The following is a 21,630-nucleotide window of genomic DNA, read 5'->3' as shown; positions in this document are numbered from 1 at the left end:
TGGCCTAATACTGCTAAAATCCCGCGCCTAGCCGCCTGAGGAGTTCTAATAATGACTTTTGTTGTCACCGACAACTGCATCAAATGCAAATATACCGACTGTGTAGAAGTATGCCCGGTGGACTGCTTTTACGAAGGCCCCAACTTTCTGGTCATTCATCCAGATGAGTGTATCGACTGCGCCCTATGCGAGCCGGAATGCCCTGCACAGGCTATCTTCTCTGAAGATGAGGTACCGGAAAACCAGCAGGAATTCATAGAGTTGAACCGTGATCTCTGTGAAGTCTGGCCGAACATCACCGAGAAGAAAGAAGCGCTGGCCGATGCGGAAGAGTGGGACGGCAAGCCTAACAAGTTGCAGTACCTGGAGCGCTGATCAGGGCTTGAACCCAGCTGTTCAGGCGCTGCATTTGTTGCACGCATCTAAAAGGGCGAGTTAACTCGCCCTTTGTCTTTGTTTATTCATCTGCCGCACCACCTTGCAACCCGCTCTCTTTCTCCGCTGCCTAGAGCATTAGAGAACCTCCCGTGACTCACCTCTGCCACCTCGTTATCACGTTGCCGATGGCTTTCGTGCGCCTATAAAAAAGCCCAACTCAACGTCGGGCTTTAGTGCCAATTAGAAGGCTTATTGAAACAACGAGTCGCTCGACAAGCCGTTACGCTCAAAAATCTCGCGCAACCGCTTTAGGGCCTCGACCTGTATCTGCCGTACCCGCTCGCGGGTCAGGTTGATCTCCTGCCCTACTTCTTCAAGCGTACAGCTTTCATGCCCGCGCAAGCCAAAACGCCGGACAACTACCTCACGCTGCTTGTCCGTCAACTCCGACAGCCATTGGTCAATGCTCTGGCTGAGGTCGTCATCCTGCAATAGTTCGCACGGATCGCTTGGCCTATCGTCGGTAAGCGTATCGAGAAGCGTCTTGTCTGAATCAGGCCCCAAAGACACATCAACAGAGCTGATCCGCTCATTAAGTCCCATCATCCGCTTCACCTCCTCCACTGGCTTTTCCAGCAGACAGGCGATCTCTTCCGGCGACGGCTCATGATCAAGCTTTTGCGCCAGTTCACGGGCAGCCCGCAAATACAGATTAAGCTCCTTGACCACATGAATGGGCAGACGAATCGTCCTCGTCTGGTTCATGATGGCACGCTCGATGGTCTGTCGGATCCACCAGGTCGCGTAGGTTGAGAAGCGGAAGCCACGCTCAGGATCGAATTTTTCTACCGCGCGAATCAGCCCCAGGTTGCCTTCCTCGATCAGATCGAGCAGGGACAGCCCCCGATTCACATAACGGCGAGCAATCTTCACCACAAGACGAAGGTTGCTCTCGATCATACGGCAGCGGCCAGCGGGACCTCCCTTTTGCGCCAATCGCGCAAAATGAACCTCTTCCTCAGGAGAAAGCAGTGGAGAGAAACCGATTTCATTGAGATACAACTGAGTCGCATCGAGCGCCCGGTTGTAATCGATATGCTTGGTTTGCTTGGACGTACGTGATTGAAGTGCTTTAGGCGCATCACCCAGTAGCTGTGATGCATCAAATGACCCTTCTTCGAATGAGACGGAAGTTTCCAGCAGGAGCACTTCGTCACTCATGTCAAACTCGGGTTCTTTTTTATTAAGCGCCATGATCAATGTCCCTTGCTTGAGTTCAACAACAAGCCCGGGCGTGATCAATCCCCCTGATTACGCCTGAACCCGTCCCCCTAGCGCTGGAACGGGTCAGACAACGAGTCAACGATTTGGCAAATATTGCAGAGGATCTACGGGTTTACCCTGCCGGCGAATCTCAAAATGCAGCTTCACCCGGTCGGTTCCTGTAGAACCCATCTCGGCGATTGTTTGCCCGACCTTGACCTGTTGCCCCTCCCGAACCAGAAGCCTGCGATTATGACCGTACGCACTGACGTAGGTTTCGTTGTGCTTGATGATGATCAGCTCACCGTAACCCCTTAACCCATTGCCTGCATACACGACGGTTCCACCGGAAGCCGCCAGAACAGGCTGTCCCAAATCTCCGGCTATATCAATGCCTTTATTCAAACTGCCGTTCGAGGAGTACCGGGAAATCAGTGTGCCCTTAGTAGGCCAGGCCCAGCCTGCAGAAGTCTTGGCAACCTCGACAGTTGGTGTAGTCGCCGGAGGCGCGGTTACCGGCGGAGGCGCAGCCGGAACGCTCTGCGTTACGGGTGGAGAGGTGGGTGCAGGTGTAGCCACAGGCGTGTTCGTACTAGCCGGAGCGGTAGAAACAGGCGCAGACGACACGGTTTGTACGGGTCTTCGAGAGGTAGTTGCGACCGTACTGGAGCTGCTGCCGCCAAAGTTGATCTTCTGGCCAACATGGATGACATACGGTGGAGAAATACCGTTATGAGCAGCAAGGCTTCGCCAATCCCATCCATTACGGGAGGCTATAGCGTAAAGGGTATCCCCCCGCCGAACGGTATATTGTCCTTTTGTAACACGGTATGTATTTGCCGAACCACCGGAGCGATCAACGACCTGCACGCCTCGGGATGAGGAGCTGGAGCATCCTGACAAGACGAGACTTAGCATCAGAGCCACTACCAAGCTGATCCCACTACCGTTGCGAATCCCTCGCAGCCGGGCCTTAAGAAGCCTCACTCCTTCCCCCTTAGAAAGCTTGTACGTCAACGCAAGCCGAATTGGCCGCTGTATTGACCATTGCCAATGCTATCGTTCCCTGACGAAGGGATCAGGCCAACGGTCCATTCAGAAGTGGAACAAAGCGCACAGAATCGAGCACTTGACGTGAAAAACCTTCTTCCTGGCGTTCGATCAACAGTAATTGCTGCTCTTCGCCCTCGCCTACCGGAATCACGAGACGTCCAGCCGGTGCCAGCTGATCCAGTAAGGCTTGAGGCACTTCACGAGCCGCCGCTGTTACGATGATGCCGTTATAGGGAGCCAGGGCTGGCCAGCCCTCCCACCCGTCTCCCCAACGAAATACGACGTTGCGCACATTGAGTTCGACCAGGCGCTCTTTGGCTCGGTCCTGCAGCGACTGAATACGCTCAACAGAGAACACACGTTCAACCAGTTGAGCCAGCACTGCAGTCTGGTAGCCGGATCCCGTACCGATCTCCATGACCTTGTCCAGCGGACCGGCCGCCAGCAGCAGCTCGGTCATGCGAGCCACCATGTACGGTTGAGAAATGGTCTGGTTATGACCAATGGGCAGTGCTGTATCTTCATAGGCACGGTGCGCCAAGGCTTCGTCGACAAACAGATGACGGGGCGTGCGTCGAATTACTTCCAGCACCTGCGCATTGGACAGGCCTTCCTCATAAAGCCTTTGAATGAGCCTTTCGCGAGTCCGCTGCGAAGTCATGCCGATCCCATGACGCTGCATATGCTCTTGCCCCTGATTCATCGAAACATCTCCTCTAGAACAGCCAGTCCGGCAAACCCTTCATGGAAGGTCCGATCCAACTGTAGCGGCGTAATCGATACGTAACCTTGCATCACCGCATGAAAATCCGTGTCCGGGCCGCTGTCTTCAGCATCACCCGCGACTGCGATCCAGTACCCTTCCTTACCCCTGGGATTAACGTCCCTGACCGGAGGCTTGGCACGTGCACGATGGCCCAACCGGGTCAGCCGCACCCCTTTAATATGTTCAAGCGGCAGGTTGGGTATGTTGACATTCAGCACCGTACGCGGCGGTAGATCAAACTGCGTATGGGCCTCGACCAGCTGCCGGGCGATTTGCGCGGCCGCCGGAAGATTATCCGGAAGCCGTGACAAGAGCGAGAAGGCAAAAGCCGGACGATCAAGAAAGCGACCTTCCAGTGCCGCTGCCACCGTTCCCGAGTATAGAACGTCATCGCCCAGGTTGGCGCCCAGGTTGATACCTGATACGACCATGTCGGGCGTATGCTCCAGCAGACCGTTGATGCCCAGATGCACACAATCGGTAGGCGTACCGTTTATACCGATATAACCATTAGGCAACCGTTGTGGATGCAAGGGACGATCCAGCGTCAAGGCGCTGCTGATTCCACTCATATCCGTCAATGGCGCTACCACGGTGCACTCGGCATAGTCGTCCAGCGCCGCATGCAAGGCAGCAATGCCGGGTGAAAGAACGCCGTCATCGTTGGCAATCAAAAGTCGCATGGAGTATCCGTCTGTCCTGCCGTGGCCAGCGAGACGAGCTCACGCACTACAACGGTAGCAAAGCAGCCAGCCGGCAAGACGAAATCAAGTTGCAGAATGTCAGGCTCGGGATAATGCCATGACAAACCGTTAATAGGGAGGCGAAGAATGCGCCGTTCATGCCGAAGCCCCGCATCAGCAAGCCAGGCGGGCAATCCGGCCGCATCGGCGGCTACACCCTGTTCTTCCTGTTGGACTGCGCCACCGGCAGGTGAGTCACCTTCTCCCCAGAGCGGGCCGGTAGGGTGAAGGTCAAGGGCCGCCAGCCGGGGGTCGGAGCACTCTGCCTCCCCCGCAGGGAAAAAGCTGCGGCTGTCAGTGAAGGCCAACAGATCGCCAACCCTGGCCACATTCCAGCTTCCGGCGGCAACACGTTGCGCCAATACCTGATTGAACAGGTAGCTACGCGCTGCGGACAGTATGCGGGAACGGCGATTACGCTGTTCGGGCAGCGTGCCCTGCTGTGCGAAATGCCGCGCCTCGTCCAGGTTGCCACCCTCGTACCCGAAGCGTTGCAGTCCGAAGTAGTTCGGTACACCTTCAGCGGCTATCTTGCTCAGCCGCTCCTCCAGCTTATCCCTGTCAGCCGCCAGCTCGGTCAGCCTGAGCGTGAATCCATTGGCTGCGTGAGCGCCGCGCTGAAGCTTACGGCGGTGCCTGGCCCGCTTCAGGATGCACAGGGCATCGCCTTCAGCAGCGCTGAGCTCAGGGTCGGTCTTTCCTGGAAGATGCAGGCTGAACCATTGACGCGTAAGCGCCTGTCGATCCTTGAGCCCTGCATAACTGATGGCCCGTAGCGGAACACCAGCCGCGCGCGCCAAACGACGTGCAGCCTCCTCTGTGTTGAGGCCTCGCTTCTCGACCCAGAGCCAGAGATGTTCACCCTCGCCTTCCAAGGGAATGTCGAGCACCTCGTTCACCTGAAAGTCTTCGGCAGTCGCCTTCAATACAGCGGTACCACAGGCCGGTCCATGAGCCGTCGGGCCTAGCAGTTCGATTTCAGTCATACCGGAAGCAACAACGCTACTGCATGCACGGCAATGCCTTCCTCACGCCCGACAAATCCCAAGCGTTCTGTGGTGGTTGCCTTTACATTGACCTGATCAAGCTCAACCTGCAGATCTTCTGCAATCACACGACGCATGGCATCGATGTGAGGGGCCATCTTGGGAGCCTGAGCGATAATCGTGGCGTCGACGTTACCAACCTTGAAGCCCTTTTGCTGGACCAGACCCAACACATGACGTAGCAATGCTCGGCTATCGGCACCCTTGAACTGCGGATCGGTATCTGGGAAGTGCTTACCGATATCGCCCAGTGCAACCGCTCCCAGCAGGGCATCTGCCAAGGCATGCAGAACGACGTCGCCATCCGAGTGAGCAACCAGTCCAGAAGTGTGGGGAATCTGTACACCGCCCAGCGTGATGAAGTTACCTTCACCGAAACGATGGACATCATAGCCGTGGCCAATTCGCATAAATAAAAACGCCCTGAAGGATCAGGGCGTCAATTCTACCGGGGTAATCCGTAAACGTCGCCGTTACCGAACACGCAAGTTCGATCAATCGATCAGCGCGCGGGCATGATGACGCAAATGATCCTCGATAAAGGTGGCAACGAAATAGTAACTATGGTCATAACCAGGCTGCAGACGCAGGGTCAAGGGATGACCGACACGGGTAGCTACCTGCTCCAATGCCTCTGGTTTGAGCTGCTCGGAAAGAAAGCTGTCCTGCTCCCCTTGATCCACAAGAACAGGTAGTCGTTCCTGCGCTTTTTCCATCAGTGCACAGGCATCCCACTCAGCCCAGGTGGAACGGTCTTCCCCCAGATAATTGGAAAACGCCTTTTGTCCCCAAGGACAATTCATCGGATTTACGATAGGTGAAAAAGCCGAAACCGAACGATAGAAACCGGGATTACGCAAGGCGCAGACCAAAGCACCATGGCCTCCCATCGAGTGGCCGCTTACGCCACGCTTCTCCGACACCGGGAAGTTTGCCTCGATGACAGCAGGCAGCTCCCTCACAACGTAATCATGCATCCGATAGTGTTTGGCCCAGGGCTCGCGAGTGGCATTTAGATAAAAGCCTGCTCCTAGTCCAAAGTCCCAGGCACCTTCAGCATCATCGGGCACGTCCGGACCACGAGGGCTGGTATCCGGTGCTACGAGTACCAGTCCTAACTCAGCAGCTACTCGATGCGCGCCAGCCTTCTGCATGAAGTTCTCATCGGTGCAGGTCAATCCTGACAACCAGTACAGAGCTGGCAGCTGTGTTTTCTGCTCGGCTTGAGGAGGCAGATAGACAGCAAAAGTCATCTCACAGCCCAGAACCGTCGACCGATGCTTGTAGCGCTTGTGCCAGCCGCCAAAAGACTTCTGGCATGAGACCAATTCCAGCGTATTGCTCATGGATAGCTCCTTATGGGCAGAGACAGGCCCGACTTTGCAAGACGCCGGACCCATGCATGATCAATAGTGGATAACCGTACGAATGCTCTTACCTTCATGCATCAGATCAAAGGCATCGTTGATCTTGTCCAGCCCCATGGTGTGGGTAATAAAGGTATCCAGCGGAATTTCGCCCTTCTGGGCCTTATCGACGTAGCCCGGTAGCTCGGTGCGACCTTTGACGCCACCGAATGCACTGCCCCGCCATACACGCCCCGTAACCAGCTGGAACGGACGTGTACTGATTTCCTGACCAGCGCCAGCGACACCAATAATGACCGACTCACCCCATCCCTTGTGGCAGCATTCCAGTGCAGCACGCATAAGCTTCACGTTACCCACACACTCGAACGAGTAATCCACGCCGCCATCCGTCAGCTCGACTATCACTTCCTGGATAGGCTTGTCGTAGTCGTTGGGATTGACGAAATCCGTAGCCCCTAGCTGCTTGGCAATTTCAGCCTTGGTAGGGTTGATGTCGATGGCGATGATACGTCCCGCCTTGGCCATAGTCGCACCGATTACCGCTGACAGGCCAATACCACCCAAACCGAAGATGGCTACCGTAGCGCCCTCTTCCACATTGGCAGTGTTCAGTACTGCACCGATCCCGGTAGTAACACCACAGCCGAGCAGGCAGACTTTCTCCAGAGGCGCTTCCTTGGGAATCTTGGCCAGCGAGATTTCCGGCAATACCGTGTACTCAGAGAACGTGGAAGTCCCCATATAGTGATAGATCGGCTGGCCTTTATAAGAGAAACGGGACGTGCCATCCGGCATGAGCCCCTTGCCCTGGGTAGCGCGAATGGCTTGGCATAGGTTGGTCTTGCCGGACAGGCAAAACTTGCACTTGCCACATTCCGGGGTATACAGCGGAATGACATGATCACCTACGGCAACGGACGTCACTCCCGGACCAACCGCCTCGACGATACCGCCGCCCTCATGCCCAAGGATCGCAGGAAAAATACCTTCCGGATCAGCGCCGGACAGTGTGTAGGCATCGGTATGGCAGACACCTGTCGCCACGATACGAACCAGCACCTCGCCGTCTTTAGGCGGGGCAACATCTACTTCAACGATTTCAAGGGGCTTGTTAGCCTCAAAAGCAACAGCAGCGCGTGATTTAATCATGGAGGTCGTCATCCATCTGGTGATACGGTACGTCTAGTGTATGAGCTTTGATTCAGTTAATAATCCAACGTACTGCAAAATATTATTGCCATACAGGGATAATCATGAGCGCCTGGGAAGGCTTGGATGAGTTCGTTGCGGTTGCTGAAGCAGGTCATTTCAGCTTGGCCGCCGAACGGCTTGGTGTTTCCTCATCCCATGTCAGCCGACAAATCGCCCGACTGGAAGAACGTCTACAGACACGCCTGTTCTATCGGAGCACGCGCAGTGTCGTGCTGACCGAGGCCGGACAGACCTTTCTTCAGCATTGCCAACGCCTGCAGGACGCCCGCGAGGAAGCACTTCGGGCCGTCAGTGATCTGTCCAGCGAGCCCAAGGGATTGCTACGCATGACATGTGCAGTGACCTACGGGGAGCGTTTTATCATCCCCTTAGTGAACAGCTTCATGGCACTGCACCCGCAATTACGTCTGGAAATAGAGCTTTCCAACCGCACGCTGGACCTGGTGCAGGAAGGTTTCGATCTGGCAATCCGCCTGGGCCGGCTAAACGATTCTCAACTCATAGCAACCAAGCTTGCGCCTCGCATCATGTACCTTTGCGCTGCGCCACGCTATCTCGAGCGCTTCGGCGCTCCCCATGCCCTGTCAGAACTGGCACGGCATAACTGTCTGATCGGTAATAGCGATGTTTGGACCTTTCAGGAAGATGGACGGGAAATCCCCATCAAGGTTGCAGGAAACTGGCGCTGCAACAGCGGCCAGGCCGTTCTGGATGCGGCACTCAGAGGATTTGGTCTGTGCCAGCTGCCGGATTACTACGTGGCTCCTCACCTGACACGAGGGGAGCTGGTCTCCCTGCTGGAAAACCGGCAACCGCCCAACACAGGCGTATGGGCGCTGTATCCACAGCGGCGCCACTTGTCCCCGAAGGTCAGGCAACTGGTGGACTACCTCAAAAGCAATCTGGTCACCTATCTTCAGAGCTGACGCGAGAGTTGCCAGCAGAGACGCCATACGTCCAACGGTTGGAACCCGCCGTTGCCGGGCTCGTCGTACCTATATGGAACATGAAAGGGTCATGCTCCAAACAGTCGAATCCCAGAGGTCAGAACGGCACCGCATTCTTGAGCATTCTGCATCGATACTTTCAAAGCGATGTGAAACCGAAAGCGGACACGTTCTGCCTTGCCGGATTCAGCGAGGAGCCGGCTCTGCCTGGTCTATACCAGGTGCCACGCTCATTCGTAGTTGACGAACCCTCCATAACCATAGCGAGGAAGCCGCCATGTACGGACCCATCACCAAAGCAACATTGGCTGAACTAATGGAAAAGCATGAGCCGCCATGCCTATCGATTTACATGCCTACCCATCGAAGCTTTCCAGAGCGCACACAGGACCCGATCCGCTTCAAGAATCTGGTCCGCGACCTGAGAGCCTCTCTGGAACAGCAATTCCCCGACGCTCCCAGCGATACGCTACTCAAGCCATTCGATGAATTGGTTGATAACCGCGACTTCTGGAATCACACCCGTGATGGTGTCGCCGTCTTTGGTGGAAAAGACTATTTCATGGTTTATCCGCTGCAGCGCAAGGTGCCCGAAGTGGCCCTCGTCAATTCTCAGCATTATTTGAAGCCCATTCTTCGTATTGCTCAGTCAGCAGATCGTTACCAGATTCTGTGCTTGTCTCGTAATCAGGTACGCCTCTTTGAAGGCAACCGGGACGTATTGGATGAAGTTGAGCTGGCGCCTGAAGTACCCCGCAATCAAGATGAGGCATTAGGTTCAGAACTAACGCCCAAGGATCAGATTGGTAACACCAACGGCTTTGGTGGAGCGAGCGAGCGTGGCGACCCCATGATTCACGGCTCTGGTGGAAGTGGTAAGCAAGAGCAGATCGATATCGACTGTGAGCGCTTTTTTAGAGCTGTCGACCGAGCCATTACTGAACACCACTCCAAACCCTCTGGACTGCCCCTTATTTTGGCTGCGCTCCCGGAAAATCAGACCGTTTTCCGTCATGTCAGTCACAACCAGCAGCTTTTGGAAAAAGGTATTTCTATCGGCCAGGGTGCCTTGGATACAGAAATGCTGCGCCAGGAAAGCTGGAAGCTCATGGAGCCTATGTACTTGAAGCGCCTGAATGGCATTCTTGACCAATACGGCGAATCTCGTGGCCAAGGCTTGGCCTCCGATCAACTGGAAGAAATTGGAAAAGCCACTGCTGAAAGCCGTGTAGCCATGCTGCTGGTAGAGGCTGATCGCCAGATACCCGGGCTGCTTGATCGGGAAAGTGGCGAGCTGCATCCCTCCAAACCCGCTGGAGCTGAAACAGCCGATGTGCTGGATGAGCTGATCACCTACGTCATGGAACATGGCGGCGATGTGGTCGTCGTACCCCGTGAACGTATGCCGTCCAAGACGGGGGCAGCGGCAGTGTATCGCTTCTAAAGGGTCAGGTCGTGGGCGTCGGTTCGTGCCGGCGCTCATGCCAAAGTTGCGTCAGCCAGACCAGATCCTCGGGCCGCGTAATCTTGATGTTATCACTTCGCCCTTCTATCACGCGGGGTCTATAGCCCGCCCACTCCATAGCGGAGGCTTCGTCCGTGATCATGACGCCAGCAGCCAATGCATCACTGAGCGCTTGTCTCAGATGGCCCAATCGAAACATCTGGGGTGTATAGGCCTGCCAGATGACACTACGATCTACTGTCACCTCAACCCGGCCATAAGGGTCGACACGCTTTAACGTATCCTTGACTGGAATAGCCAGTAATCCCCCAACCTCATCATCAGCCAGCTCCTGCAATAGCCGATCAATGTCGCTCTGAGCCAGATTAGGTCTTGCTGCATCATGTACCAATACCCAGTCAAGATCAGATGCGCCGCAGGCTTCCAGCCGCATAAGGCCGTTCAGTACAGAGTCGGCACGTTCCTTCCCACCAGTAGCCCGGGTAATCCGATTATCCGTAGCGCAGACAAGACCAGGCCACCATCTGTCATCAACCGCCAGGCTAACGACTATGCCCTGCAGGGAAGCATGATCCAATAACGCAGAAAGCGTGTGCTCAATGACCGTTCGGCCCGCCAGATCCAGATATTGCTTGGGGCGATCCGCTCGCATGCGCGAACCGATACCCGCTGCCGGAATAACGGCCCAGAAAAGAGGTAATGAGGTGTTTATCATTTGGACTGCAGGTAAAGGGTCTCACCCTCTCTAACCATACCGAGCTCATGGCGAGCCCGCTCTTCAACCGTCTCCATGCCCTTTTTCAACTCGGCAACTTCCGCCTCGAGGATCCGGTTGCGTTCAAGCAGCTGCTTATTTTCCTCATCCTGACTGGAAATCTGCTCACGCAGCTCTTTTACCTGCGCCAAACTGCCATCACCTACCCACAGGCGATACTGCAAGCCGGCTAACGCAATGATCAGGACAGGAAACAACCAGTAAGGGCTACGCATTGGCTTTACGGTTCAAAGCAACAAGTTAAGTGAGCTAATGAGAACATACTTAAAACAAGAGCAGGAAGGAAATGATGCCTATATCGATAAGCGACACTTCAATCCTGCTCTTTTAACACATCATTTCGCAACAGCGGAGCGGCCTGCGCCGCTCACTGTGAACTCAGCTACGAAATTCGGCACGTCCACGGTACGGTGCTTTTGCACCAAGCTGCTCTTCGATACGAAGCAGCTGATTGTACTTGGAGACCCGGTCTGAACGACACAGTGAGCCGGTCTTGATCTGCCCTGCCGCAGTACCCACGGCAAGATCAGCAATCGTTGCGTCTTCGGTCTCACCCGAGCGGTGAGAAATGACCGCCGTATAACCAGCAGCCTTGGCCATCTGGATGGCTTCCAGCGTCTCGGTCAGTGAACCGATCTGGTTGAACTTGATGAGGATGGAGTTACCGATACCTTTCTCGATCCCTTCCTTGAGAATCTTAGTATTGGTCACGAACAGATCGTCACCTACCAGCTGCACCTTGTTGCCGATCTTATCAGTCAACGCCTTCCAGCCAGCCCAGTCGGACTCATCCATACCATCTTCGATAGAGATGATCGGGAAACGCTCGCTCAGACCTGCAAGATAATCGGCAAAACCAGGAGCATCGAACGTCTTGCCTTCGCCAGACAAGCTGTACTGACCGTTTTCATAGAACTCGCTGGAGGCGCAGTCCAAGGCCAGAGTGACATCCGTGCCCAGCTTGTATCCGGCCTTTTCAACCGCTTCGGCAATAGCACCTAGGGCATCTTCGTTGGAGGACAGGTTCGGGGCAAAGCCACCTTCATCGCCCACGGCAGTATTCAGGCCACGCGCCTTGAGAACCGCCTTCAGGTGATGGAATATCTCAGCACCCATGCGCAGGGCATCAGCGAAGCTTTTTGCGCCAACCGGCTGGACCATGAACTCCTGGATGTCGACATTGTTATCGGCATGCTCGCCGCCGTTGATGATATTCATCATCGGAACCGGCATGGAGTACTGACCGGGCGTGCCGTTCAGCTCTGCGATATGGGCATACAAGGGCAGATCTTTATCCTCGGCGGCCGCCTTGGCAGCTGCCAGGGATACCGCCAAAATGGCGTTGGCGCCCAGCTTGGACTTGTTCTCAGTACCATCGAGCTCGATCATCGCCTTGTCGAGCGCTTTCTGATCCGATGGGTCCTTGCCAATAAGAAGATCACGGATCGGGCCGTTTACATTACCAACGGCTGTCAGAACACCCTTGCCCAGGTAACGGCTCTTGTCGCCATCACGCAGTTCCAATGCCTCGCGGGATCCTGTGGATGCACCAGAGGGCGCACAAGCCCTGCCGACGATACCGTTATCAAGAATCACCTCGGCTTCCACGGTAGGGTTACCGCGGGAATCCAGAATTTCCCGGCCTTTTATGTCGACGATCTTTGCCATTGTTATACGCTCTCCATGGTTCTGGTCAGGTGCAAACTGCACCTTCGGCTTCTTATTTGGAACTAAGTTCAGCGGAGCATCAGGCGGTTTCGATTGGAGTGAACGACTTCACCAGTTCATCCAGTGCCTTTAGCTGAGCCAGGAAGGGCTCCAGCTTGTTCAATCGAAGTGCGCAAGGGCCATCGCACTTGGCACTGTCAGGATCAGGATGTGCCTCCAGGAACAGACCTGCCAGTCCCTGACTCAAACCGGCCTTGGCCAGATCGGTAACCTGTGCACGACGACCACCTGCGGAATCGCTGCGACCGCCAGGCATCTGCAGGGCATGGGTCACGTCAAAAATGATCGGGTAGTCGAATTGCTTCATGATGCCGAAGCCCAGCATGTCGACTACCAGATTGTTATAACCAAAGGACGTGCCACGCTCGCACAGGATCAACTGATCATTACCCACTTCCTCACATTTCTTCAGGATATGCTTCATTTCCTGAGGCGCGAGGAACTGGGCTTTCTTGATATTTATAACGGCATTGGTCTTAGCCATGGCGACTACCAGATCCGTCTGCCGGGACAGGAAAGCCGGCAGCTGGATGATGTCGCATACTTCTGCAACCGGTGCCGCCTGATAGGGCTCATGGACGTCCGTGATAACCGGTACATTGAAGGTCTTCTTGATCTCTTCAAAGATCTTCATGCCCTCTTCCAGGCCTGGGCCACGGAAAGAGTTGACCGAAGAACGGTTGGCCTTGTCAAAGCTGGCCTTGAAGATATAAGGGATACCCAGCTTCTGCGTTACCTTCACGTACTCTTCGCAGATCTGCATCGCCAGATCGCGAGACTCAAGCACGTTCATTCCGCCAAACAGCACGAACGGCTTGTCGTTAGCCACTTCGATAGTACCGACACGAATCGTTTTCTGAGCCATAGTCATCAAGCCTTATTAGCGTATTTCAGAGCCGCATTCACGAAACCGCTGAAGAGCGGATGACCATCACGCGGGGTAGAGGTGAATTCCGGATGGAACTGGCACGCCACAAACCAGGGATGATCCGGCGCCTCGACGACCTCCACCAATGCACCGTCGCCGGAACGGCCAGTGACCTTCAGGCCCGCCGCCATGATTTCGGGCAGCAGGTTGTTGTTCACTTCGTAACGGTGACGGTGACGCTCAACGATTACGTCTTGCCGGTAGCAATCATGTACCAGTGTACCTGAAGACAATTGGCACTCCTGAGCTCCCAGGCGCATGGTGCCGCCCAGATCCGAAGCTTCTGTACGGATCTCGGTAGCGCCGGACGCATCCTGCCACTCGGTAATCAAACCAACCACCGGGTGCTGACCAGACTTGTCAAATTCGGTGGAGTTGGCATCGCTCCAGCCCAATACGTTACGGGCGAACTCGATTACCGCTACCTGCATGCCCAGGCAGATACCCAGGTACGGAATCTTGTTCTCACGTGCATACTGAACCGTGCGAATCTTGCCCTCTACACCGCGCAGACCAAAACCACCCGGCACAAGGATCGCATCAACGCCCTTGAGCAGATGGGTACCCTGCTGCTCGATATCTTCCGAATCGATATAGCGCAGATTGACCTTTGTACGGCTCTGGATACCGGCATGCGTCATCGCCTCGATAAGCGACTTGTATGCATCCAGAAGCTCCATGTACTTGCCAACCATAGCGATAGTTACTTCACGCTCTGGGTTGAGCTTGGCATCGACCACACGATCCCACTCACTCAGGTCAGCCTGACCGCATTCGAGGCCAAAGCGCTCTACCACGAAATCGTCCAGACCCTGCGCATGCAGAACGGAAGGAATACGGTAAATCGTATCCACGTCTTCCAGAGAGATGACGGCACGCTCTTCCACGTTAGTGAACAGCGCGATCTTGCGGCGGGAAGAACTGTCTACCGGATGATCGGAGCGGCAGATCAAAACATCAGGCTGCAGGCCGATGGAGCGCAATTCCTTTACCGAGTGCTGAGTCGGCTTGGTCTTGGTTTCACCCGCGGTTGCAATATAGGGCACCAACGTCAGATGCATCAACATGGCACGGCGAGCGCCGATTTCCACGCGCAACTGGCGTATGGCTTCCAGGAAGGGTTGGGACTCGATGTCACCTACGGTACCGCCGATTTCGACCAGCGCCACATCCGCATCACCTGCGCCCTTGATAATACGGCGCTTGATTTCATCGGTAATGTGAGGGATTACCTGAACGGTTGCGCCCAGGTAATCGCCGCGACGCTCCTTGCGCAGCACATCCATGTAGATGCGGCCGGTCGTGAAGTTGTTGTCCTGAGTCACTGTAGTGCGAATAAAACGCTCGTAGTGACCCAGGTCGAGATCGGTCTCGGCACCGTCATGGGTGACAAACACTTCGCCGTGCTGGAATGGGCTCATGGTACCTGGATCGACGTTGATATAGGGATCCAGCTTGAGCATGGTGACCTTCAAGCCCCTCGCTTCCAGAATGGCGCCCAAGGAAGCCGAGGCAATGCCTTTCCCCAATGAAGAAACAACACCGCCCGTGACGAAGATGTAGCGCGTCATGAATTTTCCTAGAAATCTGTAGTTAGGCGGAAAGCCGCCGGGAAGCGAGGGAGGCCTAGAGGCCTCGGTTGAGCACGGTAATACTTCATGCCCAACGCACACCGGTTGTTACGTAAACAACAAGTGCGGTACAAGACGGGAGCGTAGTCTACAACAAAGTGCCTTTCAGCTCAAACGCTGGCCGCTCGTCGCAGGAACCCATTCGAACCGCCAGTGCTGATCGGCTGGACCACTGAGTCCAGACAGATTCGCAATGGCTATCAACTGCCCGTTACAAAACAGCAGCGGCAATCTGCCGCGCAAGAACGTCGGCACATGATGCTCATTCAGGAGCCGTTTGAGATCTCTGTGTCCACGCCCAGGGACAGCCATGATTTCTCCTCCCTGACGATAGCGGACTTCAAGTGATCCCAAAGGCCGCTGACCAACGATATACACTCGTCCATTGCCACCCAACGCCACCTCCGACTCCTTTTCAGGCCACTGACAAGGCATACAGGCGGCGCCCAACCACTGATGCGGTAACCACCAGAGCCGTCCCGCCCCCCGATGTATCTCACCGCCTTCCAGTACCCAGACGGGACTGGCCGAGGGACTGGCATCCCGCAGTGCAACCCAGCCCACCCAATGATCAGTATCTGGCATACGGCTATATCGATCTAACCAGTGGCGAAGTGCGTTGCGCTGACGGTGCTCGCTCAGCTGCCTGATAATCTCAAGTTCGAGACTTGGAAGCGGCAACCAAGGAAATGCAGTAGCTGTCTGTGCGGCAGACAAGTCCATGGCAGCGCACTCTTCAAGAATAGCCAGCGCCTCGGTCATATGCCCTGCACTGCGGGCAACGCTGGCTGAAGCCTGCGGCCATCGTAAGCGCAGTCGAGTGAGAATCTCATGGCGCAGGAAGTTACGATCCTGAACAACCTGTATGTTACTAGGATCTTCCACCCACTCCAGCTTTTCCGCTAGGGCATAACGTGACAGTTCAGCTCGAGGAACAGACAGGAAGGGTCTTACCAGGCGTCCCTCAGCCATTGCACGCGAGGTCGCCATGGCAGACAAACCCTTTACCCCAGCTCCACGCAGCAGTCTTAGCAGCAAAGTCTCCGCCTGATCGTCCTGATGCTGAGCCACTAGCAGAACTTCATGCTCTCTAACGTGCCGCGCAAAGGCGGCATAGCGTGCGTCCCGGGCCGCTCGCTCCAGGCTTGAATTCTGATCCACTTGTACATGCTCGACGCTCAGGGGAACCTGGAGCAGGTCACACATCTGCCGACAATGCTCCACCCACTCGTCAGCCTCTTTGAGAAGACCATGGTGCACATGAATGGCATGTAGCGACGGCACCTGCCTGCAGAAGGACAGCCGCGATAAAACATGCAGAAGAACCGAAGAATCCATGCCGCCTGAAAATGCGATATGCCATCGCTTGGCATGCAGATAGGGCGTCAAGACCTTCAGGACGTTGTCAGCCAGAGGGGGAAGCGGGACATCAGAAAGAGACATGGCTGCCCATCAATGAATACACACTATTCATGTAAACAGCTTAAGCGTATGTCCGGCATGGGCCGGACATACGTGGAGACAGATCAGGAAATACCGTAGCTCATCAGACGCTCGTAACGACGCGTCAACAACTCTTCGCTGGAGAATTTCTTGAGCATGTCAAGCTGATCTACCAGAGCTTCACGAATGGAAGCAGACATTACAGCGGGATCACGATGGGCACCGCCCAGTGGCTCATCGATAACGGTATCTACAATACCCAGCCCCTTTAAACGCTCCGCAGTAATGCCCATGGCTTCAGCCGCATCAGGCGCCTTCTCGGCAGTTTTCCAGAGAATCGAGGCGCAGCCTTCAGGCGAAATCACAGAGTAAGTCGAATGTTGAAGCATGTTCAGCTGGTCGCACACGCCAATTGCCAGGGCGCCACCAGAACCACCCTCGCCGATCACGGTTGCGATGATAGGCGTTTTCAAACGCGACATGACACGCAGATTCCAGGCAATCGCCTCACTTTGTCCACGCTCTTCGGCATCGATCCCCGGATAAGCACCGGGAGTATCGATAAACGTCAGAATCGGCATCTTGAAACGCTCGGCCATTTCCATCAGACGGCAGGCTTTACGGTAACCTTCCGGGCGAGGCATACCAAAATTACGACGTACCTTTTCACGCACCTCACGCCCCTTCTGATGACCAATGACCATGACGGGTTGATCATCCAGACGAGCGATACCGCCAACAATGGCTGGATCATCAGCGAAATGACGGTCGCCATGAAGCTCTTCGAAATCAACGAAAAGATGGCTGATATAGTCCAGCGTGTAGGGCCGCAAGGGGTGACGCGCCAGACGAGCCACTTGCCAGCTGCTCAGACTACCGAAAATACTTTTGGTCAGTGCCTGGCTCTTTTCCTGCAGCCGGGCAATCTCGTCACTGATGTTCAGCGAATTGTCATTACCAACCAAGCGAAGCTCTTCAATCTTGGCCTGGAGGTCAGCGATCGGCTGTTCGAAATCGAGATAGTTCGGGTTCATGAGTATCCGTCTTGCAATCTTGAGCCAGCGGCCGGGTCGCCTACCTTAAAAGATCAGGCGGATCAGGTCGAGGCCGGCAGATCAATTATCGAGATCGCCGCCTCAACCCTTGAGGCCATTGGCATGGTTTGGTCGAATGAGCGGCACTTGCGCCGCTCGGATCAACGGTAGTTCAGGAAGACGTTTTCTCTTCCAAACTGGTCACGTAGTGCCTGTATCAGGCCATCACCAGGATCGATTCTCCACTGCTCGCCAAATTGCAGCAGGGCCCTGGCATCCTGGCTTCGATAATCCAGCGTAACCGGGCAAGCGCCCCGATGCTTGGTACAGAGGTCGGCCAACCACCGAAGACGGTCGCCTTTCAATGCATCGCTTGCAACCGAGATGCGCAGACTTTCAGCCAATGCGGTGCGAGCCTCTTCCAGGCCCAGCACGCGCTTGGCGCGCAGTCTCAAGCCGCCCGAGAAATCATCCTGGCTGACTTCGCCCTCAACAATGACCAAGGCGTCAGTCTGCAACAAGGACTGAGCAGCATGAAATGCTTCGGCAAACAGCGAAGCCTCAATCCGGCCCGAGCGATCATCCAGTGTAACAAACCCCATCTTATCGCCGCGCTTGTTTTTCATCACACGCAGATTAACGATAAGGCCGGCAACCGTCTGGGTTTCACGAGAGGGCTTGAGGTCCACAATGCGCTGGCGAGCCAGTCGCCGTACTTCACCCTCATACTCATCGATCGGATGCCCCGTCAGGTACAGGCCGAGGGTTTCCTTTTCCCCCCGTAGACGCTCCTTGAGCGTCAGCGCTCGTGCCTTGTAATGATTAACGTAGACATCGGCTTCCGGCTCGGCAAACACACCCCCGAATAAATCCATATGCCCGCTGTTATTGCTCCGTGCCGTTTGCTCGGCTGCCGCAATCGCCTCTTCCATTGCGGCCAACAGCACTGAGCGATTCTGATCGATAGTCGCCTGGTAGGCCTTGAGCTCGTCATGATAATGCGGCCCCAGGCGATCCAGCGCTCCCGAGCGAATAAGCGCTTCAAGGGTACGTTTGTTGATGCGCTTGAGATCGACACGGTCGCAGAAATCAAACAGATCCTTGAAAGGCCCCTCCTGGCGCGCTTCTACAATCGCCTCTACCGGACCCTCACCAACCCCCTTGATAGCACCAAGACCGTAAACGATGCGTCCACCTTCATTTACAGTGAACTTGAAGTCAGAGATGTTCACATCCGGCGCATCGATCCGCAGTTTCATATGGCGGCATTCCTCAATGAGGATTACCACCTTGTCGGTGTTGTGCATATCCGCTGACAACACCGCAGCCATGAACGGCGCAGGGAAATGCGCCTTCAGCCAGGCAGTTTGATAGGACACCAGACCATAGGCAGCCGAGTGGGACTTGTTGAAGCCATAACCCGCAAATTTTTCTACCAGATCAAAGATGTTACCGGCAAGCTCAGCATCGATGCCATTATTGGCACAACCTTCAATAAAGCCGCCCCGCTGCTTGGCCATTTCCTCCGGCTTTTTCTTACCCATGGCGCGACGCAGCATGTCGGCCTGACCCAGGGTATAGCCCCCCATGACCTGGGCAATCTGCATAACCTGCTCTTGATACAGGATGATGCCATAGGTGGGAGCCAGGACAGGCTTGAGCCCTTCATACTGATAATCGGGGTGGGGATAGGCCAGCTCGGCACGGCCGTGCTTTCGGTTGATGAAGTCATCTACCATGCCTGACTGCAGCGGCCCCGGACGGAACAAGGCCACCAATGCAATCAGGTCTTCCAGGCAGTCGGGCTTGAGCTTTTTGATCAGCTCTTTCATGCCGCGGGATTCCAGCTGGAACACGGCCGTCGTCTCCGCCTTCTGCAAGAGATCGTAGGTCTTCTTGTCATCCAGCGGGATAAAGTCGATGTTAACCGGATCGAGCCCTTTTGCAGCATGCTCTCGATTGATCGTTTCCATTGCCCATTTGATGATGGTCAATGTTCGCAAACCCAGGAAGTCGAACTTCACCAGGCCCGCCTGCTCTACATCGTCCTTATCGAACTGGGTAACCAGTCCGTTACCGTCCTCATCGCAAGAAACGGGAGAGAAGTCTGTCAGTTTGGTAGGTGCGATTACCACACCACCCGCATGCTTACCGGTTCCCCGAGTGATACCCTCCAGTTTGAGCGCCATGTCCCAGATTTCCTGGGCCTCTTCGTCGACCTTGAGGAAGTCACGAAGCATCTCCTCCTGCTCATAGGCTTTCTGAAGCGTCATGCCTACTTCGAAGGGGATCATCTTGGACAATCTGTCGGCCAGACCATAAGACTTACCCTGCACACGAGCAACGTCACGAACCACCGCCTTTGCGGCCATGGTGCCAAAAGTAATGATCTGACTGACCGCGTTACGCCCATAGGCGCCCGCAACATAATCAATTACGCGGTCACGACCGTCCATGCAGAAATCGACATCGAAGTCAGGCATGGAAATACGTTCAGGGTTGAGGAAGCGCTCGAACAGCAGGTCATAGGCCAGCGGATCCAGATCCGTAATTTTCAGCACATACGCTACCAGCGAGCCAGCACCCGATCCACGGCCCGGCCCCACCGGGACGCCATTGTTCTTCGCCCATTGAATGAAGTCCATTACGATGAGGAAGTAGCCGGGAAACCCCATCTGAATAATGATATTCAGCTCGAAGTTCAAGCGATCCACATAGACCTGCCGCTTGGCCTCGTAATCTGGCGTTTCCTTGGGCAGGAGTACCGCCAGACGCTCTTCCAATCCGTCAAACGATACCTTTCGCAGGTAATCGTCAATGGTCATGCCTTCGGGAATGGGGAAATTAGGCAAGAAATATTTGCCAAGCTGCACTTCAATGTTGCAGCGCTTGGCGATTTCGACCGTATTTTCCAAGGCCTCTGGCAGATCACTAAAAAGCTCCCACATCTCCTCAGGAGACTTGAGGTACTGTTGATCGCTATAGGTACGAGGACGCAACGGATCATCGAGTACACGTCCCTCACCAATACAGACCCGCGTTTCATGGGCCTCGAAGTCTTCCTGCTTGATAAAACGAACATCATTGGTTGCTACAAGCGGTACGTTGCAACGATCCGCCAAGGCAACCGCGGCGTGAAGATGCTCTTCATCATTGACGCGCTGGGTACGCTGCACCTCCAGGTAAAAACGATCACCAAAGACGTCCAGCCATTCACCTAACAACCGCTCGGCGCGTAGATTGTCACCGGCCAGCAAGGCCAGCCCTACCTCACCCTCTTTAGAGCCGGAAAGCGCAATCAAGCCGTCGGCAGCCGCCTTGACCCACTCACGTTGGACAATGATTTGGCCTTCGTGCTGTCCTTCCTGATAACCGCGCGAAACCAGCTCAGTCAGATTTCTATAGCCTTGCTTGTTCATAACCAGCAAGGTCAGGCGGGTAAGCGGCCCTTCCTCGTCAGGATTGGCCAGCCACAGGTCGGCGCCACAGATGGGCTTGATACCGGCCCCCATAGCAGCCTTGTAAAACTTTACCAGCGAGCACAAATTATTCTGGTCTGTCACCGCTACAGCAGGCATGCCTGCCCCCGCTACCGACTTGACCAAGGGCTTTACCCTGACCAGACCATCAACCAGCGAATATTCAGTATGCAAACGCAAGTGAACAAAGGATACGGTCATGGAAACCCCGACAATCATGCAAAAACGAACCGGAATTGTACTAACCGGGAGGACAAGCTAGAAGCTTGATAGGAATGAGCAGATATGCATGCTCAGGCAAATGAATGCGCCAACACTGCTCAGCCTAGAAAATACAGGCGTCGCCGTCCGTCGGTTCGTTTTTTCTTA

At 55.1% G+C, this 21,630-nt stretch carries 19 protein-coding genes; 3 read left to right on the top strand and 16 right to left on the bottom strand.

The window, feature by feature from the left end; translation table 11 throughout:
- Nucleotides 1-51: 51 nt before the first annotated feature.
- Nucleotides 52-375, top strand: coding sequence for a ferredoxin FdxA (gene fdxA, locus PLU01S_RS10805; RefSeq protein ID WP_010797412.1), 324 nt, complete (start codon nucleotides 52-54; stop codon nucleotides 373-375).
- Nucleotides 376-627: 252 nt separating this feature from the next.
- On the opposite strand, the gene rpoS is transcribed toward fdxA, so the two are convergent.
- The 8 genes from rpoS to PLU01S_RS10765 form a co-directional block, all read right to left on the bottom strand.
- The gene (gene rpoS, locus PLU01S_RS10800) at nucleotides 628-1,632 is read right to left on the bottom strand and encodes an RNA polymerase sigma factor RpoS (RefSeq protein ID WP_074828214.1); all 1,005 of its coding nucleotides are present in this window, start codon (nucleotides 1,630-1,632) and stop codon (nucleotides 628-630) included.
- A 105-nt stretch (nucleotides 1,633-1,737) separates the two neighbouring features.
- On the bottom strand, nucleotides 1,738-2,559 hold the full coding sequence (locus PLU01S_RS10795; RefSeq protein ID WP_083397958.1) for a peptidoglycan DD-metalloendopeptidase family protein: 822 nt from the start codon (nucleotides 2,557-2,559) through the stop codon (nucleotides 1,738-1,740).
- A gap of 160 nt (nucleotides 2,560-2,719) precedes the next feature.
- Nucleotides 2,720-3,355: a protein-L-isoaspartate(D-aspartate) O-methyltransferase gene (locus PLU01S_RS10790; RefSeq protein ID WP_162493726.1), complete on the bottom strand. Its 636-nt coding sequence runs from the start codon at nucleotides 3,353-3,355 to the stop codon at nucleotides 2,720-2,722.
- 38 nt (nucleotides 3,356-3,393) lie between these two features.
- The gene (gene surE / locus PLU01S_RS10785) at nucleotides 3,394-4,143 is read right to left on the bottom strand and encodes a 5'/3'-nucleotidase SurE (protein ID WP_010797406.1); all 750 of its coding nucleotides are present in this window, start codon (nucleotides 4,141-4,143) and stop codon (nucleotides 3,394-3,396) included.
- Nucleotides 4,131-5,189 (bottom strand): tRNA pseudouridine(13) synthase TruD, encoded by a 1,059-nt coding sequence (truD, locus tag PLU01S_RS10780; protein ID WP_074828125.1) that lies wholly within the window; start codon nucleotides 5,187-5,189, stop codon nucleotides 4,131-4,133. The genes surE and truD overlap by 13 nt, the downstream gene beginning before the upstream one ends.
- Nucleotides 5,186-5,659 carry a 2-C-methyl-D-erythritol 2,4-cyclodiphosphate synthase gene (gene ispF / locus PLU01S_RS10775; protein WP_010797404.1) on the bottom strand — a complete coding sequence of 158 codons (474 nt, stop codon included), beginning with the start codon at nucleotides 5,657-5,659 and terminating at the stop codon, nucleotides 5,186-5,188. Before ispF ends, truD begins: the two co-directional genes overlap by 4 nt.
- Nucleotides 5,660-5,743: 84 nt before the next feature.
- A complete protein-coding gene (fghA, locus tag PLU01S_RS10770; RefSeq protein WP_074828124.1) occupies nucleotides 5,744-6,595 on the bottom strand; it encodes an S-formylglutathione hydrolase in 852 nt (283 codons plus the stop codon).
- Nucleotides 6,596-6,655: 60 nt separating this feature from the next.
- On the bottom strand, nucleotides 6,656-7,768 hold the full coding sequence (locus tag PLU01S_RS10765) for an S-(hydroxymethyl)glutathione dehydrogenase/class III alcohol dehydrogenase (protein WP_074828114.1): 1,113 nt from the start codon (nucleotides 7,766-7,768) through the stop codon (nucleotides 6,656-6,658).
- Nucleotides 7,769-7,872: 104 nt separating this feature from the next.
- On the opposite strand from PLU01S_RS10765, the gene PLU01S_RS10760 reads away from it, so the two are divergent.
- Nucleotides 7,873-8,757, top strand: a complete 885-nt coding sequence (locus PLU01S_RS10760; protein ID WP_083397954.1) for a LysR family transcriptional regulator — start codon at nucleotides 7,873-7,875, stop codon at nucleotides 8,755-8,757.
- A 298-nt stretch (nucleotides 8,758-9,055) separates the two neighbouring features.
- The gene (locus PLU01S_RS10755) at nucleotides 9,056-10,222 is read left to right on the top strand and encodes a baeRF3 domain-containing protein (protein ID WP_010797400.1); all 1,167 of its coding nucleotides are present in this window, start codon (nucleotides 9,056-9,058) and stop codon (nucleotides 10,220-10,222) included.
- 4 nt (nucleotides 10,223-10,226) lie between these two features.
- Here the strand turns inward: PLU01S_RS10755 and ispD are convergent, their stop codons facing one another.
- The 8 genes from ispD to dnaE all read right to left on the bottom strand — a co-directional run bounded on the left by ispD (nucleotide 10,227) and on the right by dnaE (nucleotide 21,462).
- Nucleotides 10,227-10,958, bottom strand: a complete 732-nt coding sequence (gene ispD / locus PLU01S_RS10750) for a 2-C-methyl-D-erythritol 4-phosphate cytidylyltransferase (protein WP_074828112.1) — start codon at nucleotides 10,956-10,958, stop codon at nucleotides 10,227-10,229.
- A complete protein-coding gene (locus PLU01S_RS10745) occupies nucleotides 10,955-11,233 on the bottom strand; it encodes a septum formation initiator family protein (protein WP_010797398.1) in 279 nt (92 codons plus the stop codon). Before PLU01S_RS10745 ends, ispD begins: the two co-directional genes overlap by 4 nt.
- 163 nt (nucleotides 11,234-11,396) lie before the next feature.
- Nucleotides 11,397-12,686, bottom strand: coding sequence for a phosphopyruvate hydratase (eno, locus tag PLU01S_RS10740; protein ID WP_010797397.1), 1,290 nt, complete (start codon nucleotides 12,684-12,686; stop codon nucleotides 11,397-11,399).
- 79 nt (nucleotides 12,687-12,765) lie between these two features.
- Entirely contained in the window at nucleotides 12,766-13,611 is an 846-nt protein-coding gene (kdsA, locus tag PLU01S_RS10735) for a 3-deoxy-8-phosphooctulonate synthase (protein ID WP_019364450.1), read from the bottom strand.
- A gap of 5 nt (nucleotides 13,612-13,616) precedes the next feature.
- Nucleotides 13,617-15,245, bottom strand: a complete 1,629-nt coding sequence (locus PLU01S_RS10730; RefSeq protein WP_074828107.1) for a CTP synthase — start codon at nucleotides 15,243-15,245, stop codon at nucleotides 13,617-13,619.
- A gap of 165 nt (nucleotides 15,246-15,410) precedes the next feature.
- The gene (gene tilS, locus PLU01S_RS10725) at nucleotides 15,411-16,748 is read right to left on the bottom strand and encodes a tRNA lysidine(34) synthetase TilS (RefSeq protein ID WP_074828103.1); all 1,338 of its coding nucleotides are present in this window, start codon (nucleotides 16,746-16,748) and stop codon (nucleotides 15,411-15,413) included.
- Between the two features lie 83 nt (nucleotides 16,749-16,831).
- Nucleotides 16,832-17,782: an acetyl-CoA carboxylase carboxyltransferase subunit alpha gene (locus tag PLU01S_RS10720; protein ID WP_019364447.1), complete on the bottom strand. Its 951-nt coding sequence runs from the start codon at nucleotides 17,780-17,782 to the stop codon at nucleotides 16,832-16,834.
- A gap of 161 nt (nucleotides 17,783-17,943) precedes the next feature.
- Nucleotides 17,944-21,462: a DNA polymerase III subunit alpha gene (dnaE, locus tag PLU01S_RS10715; RefSeq protein WP_074828100.1), complete on the bottom strand. Its 3,519-nt coding sequence runs from the start codon at nucleotides 21,460-21,462 to the stop codon at nucleotides 17,944-17,946.
- Between the last annotated feature and the right edge of the window lie 168 nt (nucleotides 21,463-21,630).

It is taken from the genome of Pseudomonas luteola NBRC 103146 (genome assembly GCF_002091675.1).
Taxonomy (GTDB): Bacteria; Pseudomonadota; Gammaproteobacteria; order Pseudomonadales; family Pseudomonadaceae; genus Chryseomonas; species Chryseomonas luteola.
The sequence above is the reverse complement of the archived record's forward strand: the minus strand, read 5'-3'. Positions and strand labels throughout refer to the sequence as shown.

Bases quoted from the DNA above. Each gene is read 5' to 3' on its own strand.
- fdxA (WP_010797412.1), top strand. From the start codon at position 52: ATGACTTTTGTTGTCACCGACAACTGCATCAAATGCAAATATACCGAC.
- rpoS (WP_074828214.1), bottom strand. From the start codon at position 1,632: ATGGCGCTTAATAAAAAAGAACCCGAGTTTGACATGAGTGACGAAGTG.
- PLU01S_RS10795 (WP_083397958.1), bottom strand. From the start codon at position 2,559: ATGCTAAGTCTCGTCTTGTCAGGATGCTCCAGCTCCTCATCCCGAGGC.
- PLU01S_RS10790 (WP_162493726.1), bottom strand. From the start codon at position 3,355: ATGACTTCGCAGCGGACTCGCGAAAGGCTCATTCAAAGGCTTTATGAG.
- surE (WP_010797406.1), bottom strand. From the start codon at position 4,143: ATGCGACTTTTGATTGCCAACGATGACGGCGTTCTTTCACCCGGCATT.
- truD (WP_074828125.1), bottom strand. From the start codon at position 5,189: ATGACTGAAATCGAACTGCTAGGCCCGACGGCTCATGGACCGGCCTGT.
- ispF (WP_010797404.1), bottom strand. From the start codon at position 5,659: ATGCGAATTGGCCACGGCTATGATGTCCATCGTTTCGGTGAAGGTAAC.
- fghA (WP_074828124.1), bottom strand. From the start codon at position 6,595: ATGAGCAATACGCTGGAATTGGTCTCATGCCAGAAGTCTTTTGGCGGC.
- PLU01S_RS10765 (WP_074828114.1), bottom strand. From the start codon at position 7,768: ATGATTAAATCACGCGCTGCTGTTGCTTTTGAGGCTAACAAGCCCCTT.
- PLU01S_RS10760 (WP_083397954.1), top strand. From the start codon at position 7,873: ATGAGCGCCTGGGAAGGCTTGGATGAGTTCGTTGCGGTTGCTGAAGCA.
- PLU01S_RS10755 (WP_010797400.1), top strand. From the start codon at position 9,056: ATGTACGGACCCATCACCAAAGCAACATTGGCTGAACTAATGGAAAAG.
- ispD (WP_074828112.1), bottom strand. From the start codon at position 10,958: ATGATAAACACCTCATTACCTCTTTTCTGGGCCGTTATTCCGGCAGCG.
- PLU01S_RS10745 (WP_010797398.1), bottom strand. From the start codon at position 11,233: ATGCGTAGCCCTTACTGGTTGTTTCCTGTCCTGATCATTGCGTTAGCC.
- eno (WP_010797397.1), bottom strand. From the start codon at position 12,686: ATGGCAAAGATCGTCGACATAAAAGGCCGGGAAATTCTGGATTCCCGC.
- kdsA (WP_019364450.1), bottom strand. From the start codon at position 13,611: ATGGCTCAGAAAACGATTCGTGTCGGTACTATCGAAGTGGCTAACGAC.
- PLU01S_RS10730 (WP_074828107.1), bottom strand. From the start codon at position 15,245: ATGACGCGCTACATCTTCGTCACGGGCGGTGTTGTTTCTTCATTGGGG.
- tilS (WP_074828103.1), bottom strand. From the start codon at position 16,748: ATGTCTCTTTCTGATGTCCCGCTTCCCCCTCTGGCTGACAACGTCCTG.
- PLU01S_RS10720 (WP_019364447.1), bottom strand. From the start codon at position 17,782: ATGAACCCGAACTATCTCGATTTCGAACAGCCGATCGCTGACCTCCAG.
- dnaE (WP_074828100.1), bottom strand. From the start codon at position 21,462: ATGACCGTATCCTTTGTTCACTTGCGTTTGCATACTGAATATTCGCTG.